The following is a 15,333-nucleotide window of genomic DNA, read 5'->3' as shown; positions in this document are numbered from 1 at the left end:
TCGGTTCGCTCGACTTGCATGTATTAGGCACGCCGCCAGCGTTCATCCTGAGCCAGGATCAAACTCTCCAATAAAGTGTTTGTCTAGCATCATAAATAAAAATTGACGTTTCACGTTGTTTGTTTCGTTTAGTTTTCAAAGTTCAACATCGCATTTCAGCGACTTCTATAAGATATCACATTTTTCTCTCTCCGTCAACTTGTTTTTTCTTTCGTTGTTGACGACATTTATTAATTTATCACATTAATAGTCTGGACGTCAATATTTTTTCTTAAAAAAATAACCAAGCTCGAAAACAAAGGTTTTTTCTAGCCTGGTAAAATATATAACTTAATGATTATAAGCGCGCCGATACCCGGCAAACCTAAAAAACCCGAAACAAATGTAGTACCAACATTAATAGGAAGATGAAAATTAAACTGTGCCCCTACTATATTCACGGCAAACAACAACAAGGCTCCTATTACAATTTTAACAAGTAATCTGCCCACAAAGCGAAATGGCTTTATAGACGCACCGACAATTAGCAAAAGAAATATTAACGTTAATATACCACCAATAATCAAACTATGTTCCATTCAATTCTCTCCCTTACAACTTGTACACTATATTTGTATGGGAAAAAGAAAAAAAAAGACCGTTAATTTTTTCTTATAAAGCGAAACTTCCATCAGTGGGAGCCTTACTGCCCGTTAATGCGAAATAAAACAAAAAGCCGAACTGAAAAACCATTTCCCGTTCGACTTCCCCTTTATAATTGTTCCATTTTCACAGGACGTCTTTTCGCTTCCTTCAATAGATAGAAGTACTTCGCTTCCGCCAGTTTCAAATGACACAATATATCATCTGAAGGCTCAATACTTTGTTCTACAATTCTCTTCTGACGCATCCACTCTATCTTCACTTGTTCTAGCAATACAATTAATTTTTCATCATATTCTTTGCGCAACTTCCTTTTTTTTTGAAAAAACATCTCTATTTCTCCTACTTATAATTCTCTGCGGCCTTCTAACGCCTTCGATAGCGTTACTTCATCCGCATATTCTAAGTCACCACCAACTGGTAGACCGTGTGCAATACGAGTCACTTTAATTCCCGTTGGCTTTAACAGACGAGAGATATACATCGCTGTTGCTTCCCCTTCAATATTCGGGTTTGTTGCCAAAATAACTTCTTGGACTGTTTCATCATGTAGTCGTTTTAACAACTGAGGAATATTAATATCTTCCGGACCAACTCCCTCCATTGGAGAAATGGCACCATTCAACACATGATATACTCCCTGATATTCTTTCATCTTCTCCATCGCAATCACATCTTTCGGCTCTTGCACAACACAAACAACTGATTGATCACGATGAGAATCATCACAAATATAACAAGGATCTCGATCTGTTATATGACCACAAACAGAACAGTACGTTAAGTTTCGTTTTGCATTTACAAGTGACTTCGCAAAATCTAATACGTCATCTTCTTTCATATCCAATACGAAAAAGGCCAAACGAACCGCTGTTTTCGGTCCGATACCTGGTAATTTCATAAAGCTATCAATTAACTTCGAGATTGGTTCCGGGTAGTGCATCTATGACTAACCTCCTAGAACATACCGCCTGGTAAATTCAATCCTTTTGTAAATTGTCCCATTGTAGAATTCGATAGGTCTTCCGCTTTCTTTAATGCATCATTTGTCGCAGCTAATACAAGATCTTGCAACATTTCAATATCTTCTGGATCTACAACTTCTTCTTTAATTTTCACTTCCAGAACTTGTTTATGGCCATTTGCAATAACTGTTACCATACCGCCGCCAGCTGTTCCTTCAACTGTTTTTTCACCAAGTTCCTCTTGTGCTTTCGCCATTTGTTTTTGCATTTTTTGCATTTGTTTCATCATGTTATTCATATTTCCCATTCCACGCATCATAATAGTTCCTCCTAATTTTCACTTAATGGATATTTACATTTCAGAAATAAAACTCTATTTAAGGCATACTTTATTCTTTTATTTCAATTAATTGCTCTCCAACTATTTTTAGGGCTTCTTCTACAAGGGGATCTTTTGGTTTCTCTGCTTCCTCTGAAGAATCACCTTCACTTTGTAAGAACCCCTCACGAATTTTCCCCCATTCACTTTTAGGAATTGCAATCATTTGTAAATTCTTCCCAAATAGTTCGAAGAGAATTTGCTCTACCGTATCTGTTGCTTCGCGATTTTCACTCGCCATTTTACAATGAATTTCATACTTAAAAGCAAGAACATAAGAAGTAGTAGATGCTGCTACCGGCTCACTGTTTTCTAACAAAACAGCATAAGCGACTTTATTATAACTTTTCAATCGCTCTAACAGTTCACTCCATGCACTTTTCAACTGCTCCAATTCTTTACGAGTTGCTTGCTTTAGCACTTCATGAACACGACCAACCGGTATTTTCATACTACCAGAACGGCTCGGCTTCGGCGTAGCCTTTGTTTCTCTCACTTCTTGTTGCATCGAAACTGGTACACCATGCTGTTTCACCTTCTCTAATTCCTGTTCTAACTGCTGCATTCTTTGTAAAACGACTTGCAAGCGATCCGCTCCGTTTGCTTTCATCGCAAACTGCTGACACAATTGCACCATAACCACTTCTAAAAAAATACGAGGATGATTTGTCCATTTCATTTCTTGTTGACTCTTACTAAGTGTATGAATAATTTCATAAATCACTTCAGGCTTCATCTCCTGACTTAACTTTCGAAATGAATCATCAACAATAACTCTCTCCAACATATCTTCTAGCTTCGGTGAGGTTTGATACAAAAGCATATCTCGGTAATAGTAAATGAAGTCTTCCATGAAACGAAGCGGATCTTTCCCCTGATTCATAATATCATCAACAAGACGCAATGCTTTTGATACATCATTTTCATATATACTTTCTACAAGGTTCGCTAAATAGCGCTGTGAAACGGAACCTGTAACCGCTAATACGTCTTCTACCGTTACCACTTCGTCACTATAAGAAATCGCTTGATCAATTAAACTTAATGCATCACGCATACCACCTTCTGCGGCACGTGCTACAATTTGAAGTGCTTCCTCGTCCACTTTCGTTCCTTCGTTGTTCACAACAGTAGTTAATCGTTCTACAATATCTTGTACTGATATTTTGCGGAACTCAAAACGTTGACAACGAGAAATAATTGTCGGTGGAATTTTATGCGGTTCTGTCGTTGCCAAAATAAAGATAACATGCTGCGGAGGTTCTTCTAATGTTTTTAATAGTGCATTAAACGCACCCATCGAAAGCATGTGAACTTCATCAATAATATATACTTTATAGCGAACTTCGCTTGGAGCATATTTTACTTTATCTCTTATATCTCGAATTTCATCTACACCGTTATTCGAAGCCGCATCAATTTCTAATACATCTGAAATGGCACCTTGTGTAATTCCTAAGCATGCAGGACATTGATTACAAGGTTCAGCTGTAGGAGCTTGCTCACAGTTGATTGCTTTTGCAAATACTTTCGCAATTGTTGTTTTCCCTGTTCCCCTTGGGCCAGAGAACACATAAGCGTGTGACGCTTTCTCTTGAAGAAGGGCATTTTGCAACGTTTTCGTTACGTGCTTTTGACCGACTACATCTTCAAATTTCTGCGGTCTCCATGTTCGGTATAACGCCTGGTATGACACGAAAATACGGCCTCCCCCAAAAGTTATTCTCTCGTTTATCTAGCTATTCGTAAACAGTAATCTCGCCAACTCAAACAAAAAAATTAGGCGGGATACACTGCCCGCAAAAGCCTGATTATTGTTTCACTTTATTATAACCTATTCTGATTCTAGATTCCAAAAGTTATTTTCCATACAAAAACCCATCCTATATGAATAGGATGGGTTTATATGCATATATAACTGCCGTGCACCTTCTGTCGATTACGTACCATAAGCGTTACTTAAGCAGTTAGCTCGGTTCAGGCACTCCTGCGGCACACGAGAAGACCCGCTTATTGCTGCTTCCTTCCGGACCTGACAAGGTTCACGGGGTCCCGTTGCGCAGGACCCAAACGTCAACGCCACTTACTTAAGGCAGACCCTACAGTAACATAACCTCGAGAAGGGATTCGGCCTCGCTAGAGCGGATTGCGAGTACAGGGCACCGCTACCTCCCCGCTTAGCACGGCAAAGTTAAAACCATATTTAGTTGCCTCATTTAAAGGCAATCTCAGTATAACTTGTTTCCTAAAAAATTGCAACGTGCTAGCAAGGAGTATTTTTATCCAACTCTTCCTTCTCTTTCTTCCTCTTTTTACGTAGTTCTCGAAAAAAGTTTGTTAATAAGCTTCCGCACTCTTCTTCTAATACACCAGCTACAACTTCGGATTGATGATTAAACCGATCCTCTGTTAATAAATTCATTAATGTACCAGCACATCCACCTTTTGGGTCGGCCGCACCATATACAACGCGTTTCACACGTGATAATACAATAGCACCAGCACACATTGGACATGGTTCTAATGTGACATATAACGTTGCATTTTCTAAACGCCAAGTCCCTAATTTCTTGCAAGCATCATCAATTGCTAATAATTCAGCGTGAGCGACTGATCGTTGTTCCGTTTCACGTAAGTTATGCGCACGACTTATTACTTCGCCGCCTACAACAACAACCGCACCAATTGGTACTTCTTGTATTTCTTCAGCCTTTTTTGCCTCTTCTATCGCAAGTTTCATAAAATAAATATCTTGTTCCATAACAAAGTCCTTTCATCACAAATAACTTTTCTATATTCAATCCAATCTAAAGAGAAAGGAAAGGAGATTACATATGAAAAATACAGCACTTCTTATTATCGACATGATTAATGACTTCAAATTTTCACACGGACCTATCTTAGCACGAAAATGCAAACCCATTACAGAATCGATTTTAAAACTTAAACAAAAAATGAAAAACTCCGACTGCCCAATTATTTATGTAAATGATCATTATCATTTATGGAGAGCTGATATTAATGAACTCATCACCTATTGCACAAATGAATACAGTGAAGAAATTATAAAAAAGATCGCCCCCGCCAGCGATGATTATATTTTTATTAAACCACATTATTCTGCTTTTTATGAAACACCATTAAATTCATTATTAGGTCATTTAAAAATAGAAAATCTTATCTTAACAGGAGTGGCTGGAAATATATGCATCCTCTTCACCGCAAATGATGCCCATATGAGAAACTATCAATTATATGTACCCAAGGATTGTATTGCCTCTAATTGCGATCAAGATAACGAACATGCCCTGCGTATTATGCAAACCACCTTAAAGGCAGATACTTCTTCATCATTTCATTTGCAACTGTAATAACATAAAATGAAATTCCCACCAGTGGAGGATCGTATTGCGAGTTAGTGCCGGATAAAGCGAAACTTTAATCAGTGGGGGTTTTCTTTATCCACACTGATTAAAAGTCCTCACCAATCGAGCGTTTACGGGCAGTTTATCTCCCACCTAACTTCTTTGCTTTCACCGAATCTTGAGGTGGGAGTATTACTGCCCGTTAATGCGGGATAAATCAATTTTTCAACTTTTTATGACAAACTAACCCTTTCTCACTCCTCTTATGCTACAATAATTCTGTTTTGTGCTTTTTATTCGTTTCAAATCATGTTTTGAGAGGAGGCAACAGTGTGACTGGAGTACCATTTATTACAGTTGAAGGACCCATTGGTGTTGGAAAAACTTCACTCGCGAAAGCGATATCGACTCACATGCAACTCCATTTATTAAAAGAAATCGTTGATGAAAATCCTTTTTTAGGAAAATTTTACGATAATATTGAGGAATGGGCTTTTCAATTAGAAATGTTTTTCTTATGCAACCGATATAAGCAATTAGAAGACATTGATACAAAATATTTAAAACAACATATACCTGTCGTAGCAGATTACCATATATTTAAAAACTTGATTTTTGCATCTCAAACATTACAAGGTGCTCAATACGATAAATACATGCAAATTTATCGTATCTTAACACAAGATATGCCAGTTCCAAATGTCATCGTATATATAACAGCAAGTTTAGAAACGCTACAAAAAAGAATTGCCATGCGCGGACGTGAATTCGAAAAAAATATAGATCCTAATTATTTATTGCAACTCATTAAAGATTACGAAATAGCAATGGAAACATTCAAAAAAGATCATCCAGGCATCCCTGTATTAAAATTCAATGGAGATAACATGGATTTTGTAAAAAATGAATCGGACTTAAATGTAATCTTATCAACATTACAAAACACACTGACAAAGGAGATTAACCAGTAATGAATTTGAGACAAAAATATGATATTCCAAATGATGCTGTTATTACGATTGCCGGCACAGTTGGTGTTGGGAAATCTACAATGACAAACGCCCTTGCCAATACACTTGGTTACCGCACATCATTTGAAAAAGTAGACTCTAATCCATATTTAGATAAATTTTATGGAGACTTCACACGTTGGAGCTTCCACCTACAAGTTTATTTCTTAGCAGAGCGCTTTAAAGAACAAAAAAGAATCTTCGAATATGGCGGAGGATTTATTCAAGACCGTTCTATTTATGAGGACACGGGAATTTTTGCCAAAATGCATTATGAAAAAGGAACAATGACCGCTACAGATTATGAAACATATAAAAGTTTATTTGATGCAATGGTTATGACACCTTACTTCCCACATCCTAATTTACTAATTTACTTAGAAGGATCATTTGAAGATATTGTAGATCGCATTAAAGAACGCGGAAGACCAATGGAACAACAAACACCAATTGAATATTGGAAAGAAATGCATGAACGTTACGAAAATTGGATTAATGATTTTAATGCTTGTCCTGTATTGCGTCTTAATATTAACGAATATGATATTTTACAAAATGAAAATTCAATTGAACCAATTATTAAGAAAATCGGTCACTTCTTACAACAAACACGTAAACTTGTAAAATAAAAAACCCGTGCAATCGCACGGGTTTTTCCTATGAACTTAGTTTTTCTTTTTCGTCGGAGCAATAATTTCACTCTCTGATTTCCCTGCACTAATACGCTGACGCACAGTGCTTACACTAATATTATACGCTTCAGCAATTTCTTTTACCGTCATTTCTTTTCCTTTAATAACGGCTGTAATTACTTTACGTTTTGAATCTGCCTTTTTCTCAACTTGCATTGGCGTTTCTACTTTCTTCACTTCTTTTTTCACATCACAGATGCAACCACAAAGTTTACGAAATGTTTCATCGCTTACAATACGAGATACGTTTGCAGCACTGTTTAAGATTTTATTTTTCTTGCAAACGGGACATTGTACATAATATAGTGTTTTTCCGTCAAGCGGAAACGTTTGTATAATAATATCCATGGCCATGGTAGCTCCTTTCATATCTATGAAGATAATCCTCGGAATATGAGTGTTCCTATAAGAGGTTCATTCTCCTATATGCTACTTCCTGTTTGGTTAAAATAAAAACTCGTTACGTGTTGGTAACGAGTTCTCCAATCTCCACTTATATGCGCTGTTGTCAATTATATATGGCGGAGGAAGAGGGATTCGAACCCCCGCGCGGCTCACACCGCCTGTCGGTTTTCAAGACCGATCCCTTCAGCCAGACTTGGGTATTCCTCCGTGTTAACATGACATGAAATATAATATCAAAAGAAAAACTGTTCGTCAACCCTACTATTATAGATAATATAAAAAGGAAAGAGATTTTTTCTCTCTCCTTTTTCATAAAATGTATTCTACCCTACTAAATAGCTAAAGATGTTATTATTTTAAAATAACAGTGAGTGTATATTAATAACAATAAATTTATTTAATTACTGTTTTTCCTCCCATATAAGGGCGAAGAACTTCTGGAATGATAATAGAACCATCTTCTTGTTGGTAGTTCTCTAAAATAGCTGCTACCGTACGGCCAATTGCAAGTCCAGATCCGTTTAGTGTATGAACATGCTCTGGTTTTGCTTTTGTGTCACGGCGGAAACGGATATTTGCACGGCGTGCTTGGAATGCTTCAAAGTTACTACAAGAAGAAATTTCACGATATGTACCATAGCTAGGAATCCATACTTCAATATCGTACTTCTTCGCTGCTGTAAATCCTAAATCTCCTGTGCACATACTCATCACACGGTATGGAAGACCTAATAATTGTAATACACGCTCTGCATCATTTGTTAACTTTTCTAGTTCTTCATAAGAATCTTCAGGTTTTACAAATTTCACAAGCTCTACTTTATTAAATTGGTGCTGACGAATTAAACCACGTGTATCACGACCCGCAGATCCTGCTTCAGAACGGAAACATGCACTAAACGCCGCATAACGGATTGGCAATTGCTCACCATTTAAAATTTCATCACGATGTAAGTTTGTTACAGGTACTTCAGCTGTAGGAATCAAGAAATAGTCTTCACTCTCAATACGAAACGCATCTTCTTCAAACTTTGGAAGTTGCCCTGTTCCAATCATACTTGTACGATTTACAATATACGGAGGTAAAATCTCTTCATAGCCATGTTCTTCTGTATGAAGATCAAGCATGAAGTTAAATAAAGCGCGTTCTAATTTTGCACCCGCACCTTTATAAAATACAAAACGGCTACCTGTTACTTTTCCAGCGCGTTCAAAGTCTAGCATTCCTAAATCCGTTGCAAGATCCCAATGTGGCTTTGGTTCAAACGTAAATTCTTCAACTTCTCCCCATGTACGAACTTGCACATTATCATCTTCTGTCTCACCATTTGGTGTAGACTCATGTGGAATGTTTGGAATAGATAACATTAATCGCTCAAGATCTTCTTCAACTGTACGAAGCTCGTTATCAAGCTCTTTAACTTTATCACTTACTTCACGCATTTCTAAAATAAGCGCCTCTGCATCTTTCTTTTCACGCTTTAATACAGAAATTTGTTGGGATACTTCATTACGCTTGCTTTTCAGCTCTTCCGTTTGTACAAGTAATTCTCTTCTCTTTATGTCTAATTCTTCAAAACGACCAAAGTCTGTTAAGTCTTCGCCTCTATGTTGCAGTTTCGCTTTCACTTCTTCAAAGTTTGCACGCAAAAATTTAATATCAAGCATAATATTTCCTCCTTTATTTTTACAAAAATAAAAAACTCCCGTCCCTATACAAAGGGACGGGAGTTAACCCGCGTTGCCACCCTAATTGAAAACATAATTGCTTTCCTCTCAAGTAGAGATAACGGCTCTTCACCGGAAATGTTTACTAGTCAACAGACTGTTCCACACTTCACTCCAGGATGGATTCGCAAATCGCTTCTATCGGTTTTCACCAACCACCGACTCTCTATAAGAAACGTCTCTTGCTACTACTTCCTATCAACACATTTATCATATAAAATAGTTACCATCAATTTACTATAATCTTGCACAAGTTTCAAGTCACTTATACAGTTTTTTTCATTTTCGCTTCCTTTACCATCTCCACAAAATAACCCGTAACACGATGATCATCTGTTAATTCCGGATGGAAAGAAGCTGCTAATAAATGATTTTGACGAACCGCGACCATACGATCTTCATATGTGCATAATACTTCGATATGATTTTCTACGTCTACAACATATGGCGCACGAATAAATACGCCAATAAAGTCTTCGCCTACCCCTTCCATCGAAAGAGCAGCCTCAAAACTATCTTTTTGACGGCCAAACGCATTGCGTTCAACTGTAATATCCATTACACCAATATGTGATTCCTCATATCCAACAAGGTTCTTTGCAAGTAAGATCATACCTGCACATGTACCAAACATCGGTTTTCCTGCTTTAGCAAATTCACGAAGAGGTTCCATGAAACCATATTTATCAATAAGACGGCGCATCGTTGTACTTTCACCGCCTGGTAAAATAAGCCCATCTACTTCCTCTAATTGCTCTGTACGCTTCACAATCACCGATTGTGCACCAGTTGCTTCTATTGCACGTACATGCTCACGAACCGCTCCTTGAAGTCCTAATACACCGATTGTAACCATTTCAAAAACTCCTTTAATTACCAGCCACGCTCTTGCATGCGTTGTTCTGGTAATAATGTTGAAATTTCAACACCTTTCATTGCATTACCTAGTCCTTTAGAAAGGCGAGCGATTAATTCATAATCTTCATAATGCGTTGTTGCTTCAACAATCGCACGTGCAAATTTCTCTGGGTTTTCTGATTTAAAAATACCAGAACCTACAAATACACCATCTGCACCTAGTTGCATCATTAATGCAGCATCTGCTGGTGTTGCAACACCACCTGCTGCAAAGTTTACAACTGGTAAACGACCAAGGCGCTTAATTTCAAGTAATACTTCATAAGGAGCACCCGTATTTTTTGCATATGTCATTAATTCATCTTCGCGCAGACTTGCAACTTGACGAATTTCTGCATTTACTTGGCGCATATGACGTACAGCTTCTACGATATTTCCTGTACCAGGCTCACCTTTTGTACGAAGCATTGATGCCCCCTCAGCAATACGGCGTGCTGCTTCACCGATATCACGGCATCCACATACAAACGGAACAGTATAATCACGTTTATTTAAATGGTACACTTCATCAGCCGGAGTTAATACTTCACTCTCATCAATATAGTCTACCCCTAATGATTCAAGTACGCGGGCTTCTACAAGATGACCAATACGACATTTTGCCATAACCGGAATTGATACAACACCCATTACTTCTTCCACAATTGTTGGATCTGCCATACGCGAAACGCCGCCTGCTGCACGAATATCAGCTGGAACACGTTCTAATGCCATAACAGCAACAGCACCTGCTGCTTCTGCAATTTTTGCTTGCTCAGCGTTAACTACGTCCATAATGACGCCGCCTTTTTGCATTTCTGCCATTCCACGTTTTACGCGCTCTGTTCCTGTTACATTTAACATGTACAAAAAACCCCCCTAGGTGAATTGCTTTTCCCCGCTAACGAAGAAAATTAAGAATACTCTTACATTCTACCATTATCTATCAGAGATTTGTCTACTATTTTTTTGACAAAATAGGTACGAAAAATAGGAAATGAAAAAGCTCCCTTATCGGGAGCTTTTAAAACCAACCTTTTACAGTATCAACTGTACCATTCCATATACCACTAAAGAAAGAACCAATGCTTCGCATAGAAAGAACAAACCAATTTGCCTTTTCTACCTCTTGTTTTGTTACAAGATCTACTTGAATGGATTTACCAGTTAAAAACCCTACATCATTAGCATCTTTTGCTGTTACGGTCATATAACCAAGTGTTGTACCTTTTTTAATTGGTGCTTCATTCTCTTTATTTACTGCTTTGAAATCTGTTTTATAAATATCTTTACTACCTTTTGGCGTTGGAAGTATAATTTCTTCCTTCGTCTGCACTGGTACTTCTGTATCTTTTGCTTTATTTACATGAACTGTTTCATGACCTTTTACTTGAGAACCTTTTGAATATACCGTTTTCGTTTGGAAATTTGTAAAACCATAATCAAATAGTTTCTTCGTTTCATCAAAACGAGCTGTCTCAGAATTTGTTTTAATAACAACAGAGATTAAACGCATACCATTACGTTCTGCTGTACCTGTAAAGCAATAACCTGCTTGATCAGTATGACCTGTCTTTAAACCATCTACGCCTTCATAACCCTTAACTAACCCTTTTAACATCCAATTCCAGTTTGACATATCAATTGGATATTTTCCACCTTTTTGGAATGTCATTTTTGGAATCTTTGCTGTCTCAAGAACCTTTGGATAATCTTGAAGTAAATGTTGTGCTAACAAAGCGCAGTCTTTAGCAGACATTTCATTTTCTTCATCCGGGCTTGTACCTTCAGGTTGTTTTCCCTTTAAGTCCTTATTAATTAATCCCGTAGAATTCACAAATTTATAATTTTGTAATCCTAATTCCTTTGCTTTATCATTCATCATTTTAGCAAAGCTGGCTTCTGAACCACCAATTAATTCTGCCAAAGCAATTGTTGCACCATTGGCAGAGTAAATTGCCATTGCTTCATATAACTCTTTTACTGTATATGAACCACCGTTTTCTAAAGGAACATTTGATAAGGAACGATCTTGGGAAATTATATGAGCGTACTCAGAAATCTTCGTTTTTTGATCCCACTTAATTTTACCTTTTGCTATTGCTTCATGAACTAAGTATTCAGTCATCATTTTTGTCATACTTGCAATTGCTAATCGTTCATCTGGATTTTTTTGATATAAAATTTTTCCAGATTTCGCTTCCACTAAAATTGCTGCACCTGCTTCAACGTTCAACGCAGAATTTGTTTCTGCAAACGTGCTGCTGTACATAAAAAACATGCTGCAGAATAGTGTAAGTACCGTTACAATAGCAATCATTTGCTTACGAAACATACCTTTCACTGTTGTTACCCCCAATACATTTGTACTCACATAAACGTTATTCTAACACAATCAAAAAAAAATAGACAGAGGTACTAAACCTCTGTCTATTTTTATATTAGACATTATAATGAATAGTTTGGTGCTTCTTTTGTAATTTGAACATCATGCGGATGACTTTCACGTAATCCAGCACCTGACATACGAATAAACTGTGCATTTTCACGTAAGAATGTTAAATCAGCTGCACCACAATATCCCATACCTGCACGTAATCCACCAACTAATTGATGTACTGTATCTGATAAAGGACCTTTAAATGGCACACGACCTTCAATTCCTTCTGGAACAAGCTTTTTATTACCTTCTTGGAAGTAACGATCCTTACTACCTTTTTCCATTGCGCCAACAGAACCCATACCACGATATACCTTAAATTGGCGACCTTGGTAAATTTCTGTATCTCCAGGGCTTTCTGCTACACCAGCAAAAATACTTCCAAGCATAACAACATGTGCACCTGCTGCTAATGCTTTTACAATATCACCAGAATATTTAATTCCACCATCAGCAATTACTGGAACACCGTACTTACGAGCTTCTGTTGCACAGTCATACACTGCTGTTAATTGAGGAACACCAACACCAGCTACAACGCGTGTTGTACAAATAGAACCTGGTCCAATACCAACTTTAACGATGTTTGCACCTGCTTCAATTAATTCGCGAGTTGCTTCTGCTGTTGCAACGTTACCAGCAATAATATTTAGGTTGGGATACTTTTCACGAACTTCTCTCACTTTGTCTAATACGCCTTGTGAATGTCCGTGTGCAGTATCAATAACGATTACATCAACATTTGCTTTTACTAATGCATCAATACGCTGCATTGCATCAGCTGTTACTCCAACAGCTGCACCTACTAACAAACGACCTTGTTTATCTTTTGCAGAGTTTGGAAACTCAATTACTTTTTCAATATCTTTAATCGTAATCAAGCCTTGTAATACACCGTTATCATCAACAAGAGGAAGTTTTTCGATTTTATGTTTTTGTAAGATTTTTTCAGCATCTTCTAGTGTAGTATGCACTGGAGCTGTAATTAAATCTTCTTTTGTCATTACATCGGAAATCTTAATTGAATAATTTTGGATAAAACGCATGTCACGGTTTGTAATAATCCCTACTAGTTTTCGGTCTTCTTCATTATTGACAACTGGAACACCTGAAATGCGATATTTCCCCATCAAATGTTCTGCATCATACACTTGATGATCTGGAGTTAAAAAGAAAGGATCCGTAATAACGCCACTTTCAGAACGTTTTACTTTATCAACTTGCTCAGCTTGTTGATCGATAGACATATTTTTATGGATAATTCCAATTCCACCTTGACGTGCCATTGCGATAGCCATATCAGCTTCTGTTACCGTGTCCATACCCGCACTAATTAAAGGAATATTTAATTGTAAAGTTTCGGATAAAACTGTTTTTACACTTACCTCTCTTGGTAATATATCCGATTTAGCTGGTACAAGTAATACGTCATCAAACGTTAAACCTTCTTTAACAAATTTAGATTCCCACATAAATGATTCCCCCCATGATACCTGAAATTATTATTAGTAGCTTAACAATTGGTTAAAATACTGTCAAGAAAGTCTTTATATGTTAGAATTTTCTAAAAACAAAAGGGGCGTATATATGCAACATTCCACAATGATTTGGCAAAAATTAAGCTTTTTTCTTTCGTCTACTCACACGCAACATTATCTTACCCATTGCTACAAAAAATTAGGTAATACAAATACTGAGAAAAAAAGCTTTGAAAATTGTTATCCCTTTATTTATTACTTAGAACACGGAAAAAACTATTACCAATTATGTAATATTGCTCCATTTTCCATTAAGCCAGTATTACTGTTTTATGGAATGAGCCAGCTTCTAAAAGCTTGTTTGCTTACAGTTGACCCTAATTATCCAGAATTAACTTCTGTATTAGCACATGGGGTTACAACAAGAAAAAGAAAAAAACAAGGATATCAATTTATAGATGACGAAGTGAAAATTCAAAAACACGGACTATTTACTCACGTTGCGGAACAAATGTTTCATGTGAAACATTTAGAAGGAGAAAAATACACAATGGAAGGGTTACTGCAGCGAATCGCTGAATTAGCAGATTTATTCCGGTACAGCAAAAGAAAAAATAACCTATATAAATTAAAAGAAGTGACGGAAAATATCTTTACTTTTCCTACCCGCATTTTAGATACCTTCCATATGACTGAAGAACGTTTTATACGGTATATGGAAGGGATCGGGAGAGATCTTAACGTTCGATATACAAACTTTACAGAAGGTGACTCTCATTTGTATTTCTCAGCTTCCATGAGACAATGGAACCCATTATACAGTGCTCCTCTTACATACAATCATTATACAAATACTTATTATTTACCTGCTAATAGTGAAACGACTCTTCCAGAATTACTTATACACTATCTTTTGCTTTATAACTTAAGTATGATTTCCCGCTATGAAACAGACTGGTGGTACGATTTGCTTGGAAGTTATGCTTCTGAAGATTATCCGTTCATCTCTGAATTTCTAGCTGTTACAGCTGAAAAAGTACCGTACTATATTTATTTATATCTAATGAGCCAACATAACGTGATTTCTTAGGAAATAAAAAAGACGAGTCCACTGACTCGTCTTTCGTTTGCCTGGCAACGTCCTACTCTCACAGGGACAAAGTCCCAACTACCATCGGCGCTAGAGAGCTTAACTTCCGTGTTCGGTATGGGAACGGGTGTGACCTCTCTGCCATCATTACCAGACTTATGAAGGTATATTCCTTCAAAACTAGATAACATTTGCTTCATATTATATGGTTAAGTCCTCGATCTATTAGTATTCGTCAGCTC

General features: G+C 37.1%; 16 protein-coding genes, 1 tRNA gene, 2 rRNA genes, 1 other RNA gene and 1 other annotated feature. Of the genes, 4 read left to right on the top strand and 16 right to left on the bottom strand.

Annotated features, from left to right (window positions below; genetic code table 11):
• The 8 genes from PLX19_RS25310 to tadA all read right to left on the bottom strand — a co-directional run.
• Nucleotides 1-74: ribosomal RNA gene (locus PLX19_RS25310) — 16S ribosomal RNA — on the bottom strand; the annotation flags it as partial.
• A gap of 234 nt (nt 75-308) precedes the next feature.
• Complete coding sequence (locus PLX19_RS25305; protein WP_272191693.1) at nt 309-578, bottom strand: pro-sigmaK processing inhibitor BofA family protein; 270 nt, start codon at nt 576-578, stop codon at nt 309-311.
• Nucleotides 579-751: 173 nt separating this feature from the next.
• Nucleotides 752-973, bottom strand: a complete 222-nt coding sequence (locus PLX19_RS25300; protein ID WP_272191692.1) for a YaaL family protein — start codon at nt 971-973, stop codon at nt 752-754.
• A 15-nt stretch (nt 974-988) separates the two neighbouring features.
• Complete coding sequence (recR, locus tag PLX19_RS25295; protein ID WP_272191690.1) at nt 989-1,585, bottom strand: recombination protein RecR; 597 nt, start codon at nt 1,583-1,585, stop codon at nt 989-991.
• 14 nt (nt 1,586-1,599) lie between these two features.
• Nucleotides 1,600-1,926 (bottom strand): YbaB/EbfC family nucleoid-associated protein, encoded by a 327-nt coding sequence (locus PLX19_RS25290; protein ID WP_242225256.1) that lies wholly within the window; start codon nt 1,924-1,926, stop codon nt 1,600-1,602.
• A gap of 70 nt (nt 1,927-1,996) precedes the next feature.
• Entirely contained in the window at nt 1,997-3,682 is a 1,686-nt protein-coding gene (dnaX, locus tag PLX19_RS25285; protein ID WP_272191689.1) for a DNA polymerase III subunit gamma/tau, read from the bottom strand.
• A 225-nt stretch (nt 3,683-3,907) separates the two neighbouring features.
• Nucleotides 3,908-4,172, bottom strand: an RNA gene (gene ffs / locus PLX19_RS25280) — signal recognition particle sRNA large type.
• Nucleotides 4,173-4,249: 77 nt separating this feature from the next.
• Nucleotides 4,250-4,747: a tRNA adenosine(34) deaminase TadA gene (gene tadA / locus PLX19_RS25275; RefSeq protein WP_272191688.1), complete on the bottom strand. Its 498-nt coding sequence runs from the start codon at nt 4,745-4,747 to the stop codon at nt 4,250-4,252.
• A gap of 73 nt (nt 4,748-4,820) precedes the next feature.
• Between tadA and PLX19_RS25270 the strand changes: the two genes are divergently transcribed.
• The 3 genes from PLX19_RS25270 to PLX19_RS25260 all read left to right on the top strand — a co-directional run bounded on the left by PLX19_RS25270 (nt 4,821) and on the right by PLX19_RS25260 (nt 6,990).
• Nucleotides 4,821-5,357: an isochorismatase family cysteine hydrolase gene (locus PLX19_RS25270; RefSeq protein ID WP_272191687.1), complete on the top strand. Its 537-nt coding sequence runs from the start codon at nt 4,821-4,823 to the stop codon at nt 5,355-5,357.
• Between the two features lie 326 nt (nt 5,358-5,683).
• The gene (locus tag PLX19_RS25265; protein WP_272191686.1) at nt 5,684-6,322 is read left to right on the top strand and encodes a deoxynucleoside kinase; all 639 of its coding nucleotides are present in this window, start codon (nt 5,684-5,686) and stop codon (nt 6,320-6,322) included.
• Nucleotides 6,322-6,990 (top strand): deoxynucleoside kinase, encoded by a 669-nt coding sequence (locus PLX19_RS25260; protein WP_272191685.1) that lies wholly within the window; start codon nt 6,322-6,324, stop codon nt 6,988-6,990. Before PLX19_RS25265 ends, PLX19_RS25260 begins: the two co-directional genes overlap by 1 nt.
• A gap of 36 nt (nt 6,991-7,026) precedes the next feature.
• On the opposite strand, the gene PLX19_RS25255 is transcribed toward PLX19_RS25260, so the two are convergent.
• From PLX19_RS25255 to guaB, 7 genes are all read right to left on the bottom strand, one after another.
• Nucleotides 7,027-7,401 (bottom strand): DUF3797 domain-containing protein, encoded by a 375-nt coding sequence (locus PLX19_RS25255; protein ID WP_272191684.1) that lies wholly within the window; start codon nt 7,399-7,401, stop codon nt 7,027-7,029.
• 171 nt (nt 7,402-7,572) lie between these two features.
• A tRNA-Ser gene (locus PLX19_RS25250) sits at nt 7,573-7,665 on the bottom strand.
• 186 nt (nt 7,666-7,851) lie between these two features.
• A complete protein-coding gene (serS, locus tag PLX19_RS25245) occupies nt 7,852-9,126 on the bottom strand; it encodes a serine--tRNA ligase (protein WP_272191683.1) in 1,275 nt (424 codons plus the stop codon).
• Between the two features lie 49 nt (nt 9,127-9,175).
• Nucleotides 9,176-9,397 (bottom strand) — a binding site (T-box leader).
• Between the two features lie 54 nt (nt 9,398-9,451).
• Nucleotides 9,452-10,042 carry a pyridoxal 5'-phosphate synthase glutaminase subunit PdxT gene (gene pdxT, locus PLX19_RS25240; protein ID WP_272191682.1) on the bottom strand — a complete coding sequence of 197 codons (591 nt, stop codon included), beginning with the start codon at nt 10,040-10,042 and terminating at the stop codon, nt 9,452-9,454.
• 17 nt (nt 10,043-10,059) lie between these two features.
• Nucleotides 10,060-10,947, bottom strand: a complete 888-nt coding sequence (gene pdxS / locus PLX19_RS25235; protein WP_272191681.1) for a pyridoxal 5'-phosphate synthase lyase subunit PdxS — start codon at nt 10,945-10,947, stop codon at nt 10,060-10,062.
• Nucleotides 10,948-11,107: 160 nt separating this feature from the next.
• Complete coding sequence (locus PLX19_RS25230) at nt 11,108-12,427, bottom strand: D-alanyl-D-alanine carboxypeptidase family protein (RefSeq protein ID WP_272191680.1); 1,320 nt, start codon at nt 12,425-12,427, stop codon at nt 11,108-11,110.
• Nucleotides 12,428-12,531: 104 nt separating this feature from the next.
• Nucleotides 12,532-13,995 carry an IMP dehydrogenase gene (gene guaB / locus PLX19_RS25225; protein ID WP_272191679.1) on the bottom strand — a complete coding sequence of 488 codons (1,464 nt, stop codon included), beginning with the start codon at nt 13,993-13,995 and terminating at the stop codon, nt 12,532-12,534.
• A 115-nt stretch (nt 13,996-14,110) separates the two neighbouring features.
• On the opposite strand from guaB, the gene PLX19_RS25220 reads away from it, so the two are divergent.
• Complete coding sequence (locus PLX19_RS25220) at nt 14,111-15,091, top strand: YaaC family protein (RefSeq protein WP_272191678.1); 981 nt, start codon at nt 14,111-14,113, stop codon at nt 15,089-15,091.
• 39 nt (nt 15,092-15,130) lie between these two features.
• Here the strand turns inward: PLX19_RS25220 and rrf are convergent.
• Nucleotides 15,131-15,246 (bottom strand): 5S ribosomal RNA (rrf, locus tag PLX19_RS25215).
• Nucleotides 15,247-15,333 lie beyond the last annotated feature (87 nt).

It is taken from the genome of Bacillus sp. BP-3, from assembly GCF_028401955.1.
Classification (GTDB): domain Bacteria; phylum Bacillota; class Bacilli; order Bacillales; family Bacillaceae_G; genus Bacillus_A.
This window is presented reverse-complemented; position numbering and strand designations above follow the sequence as displayed.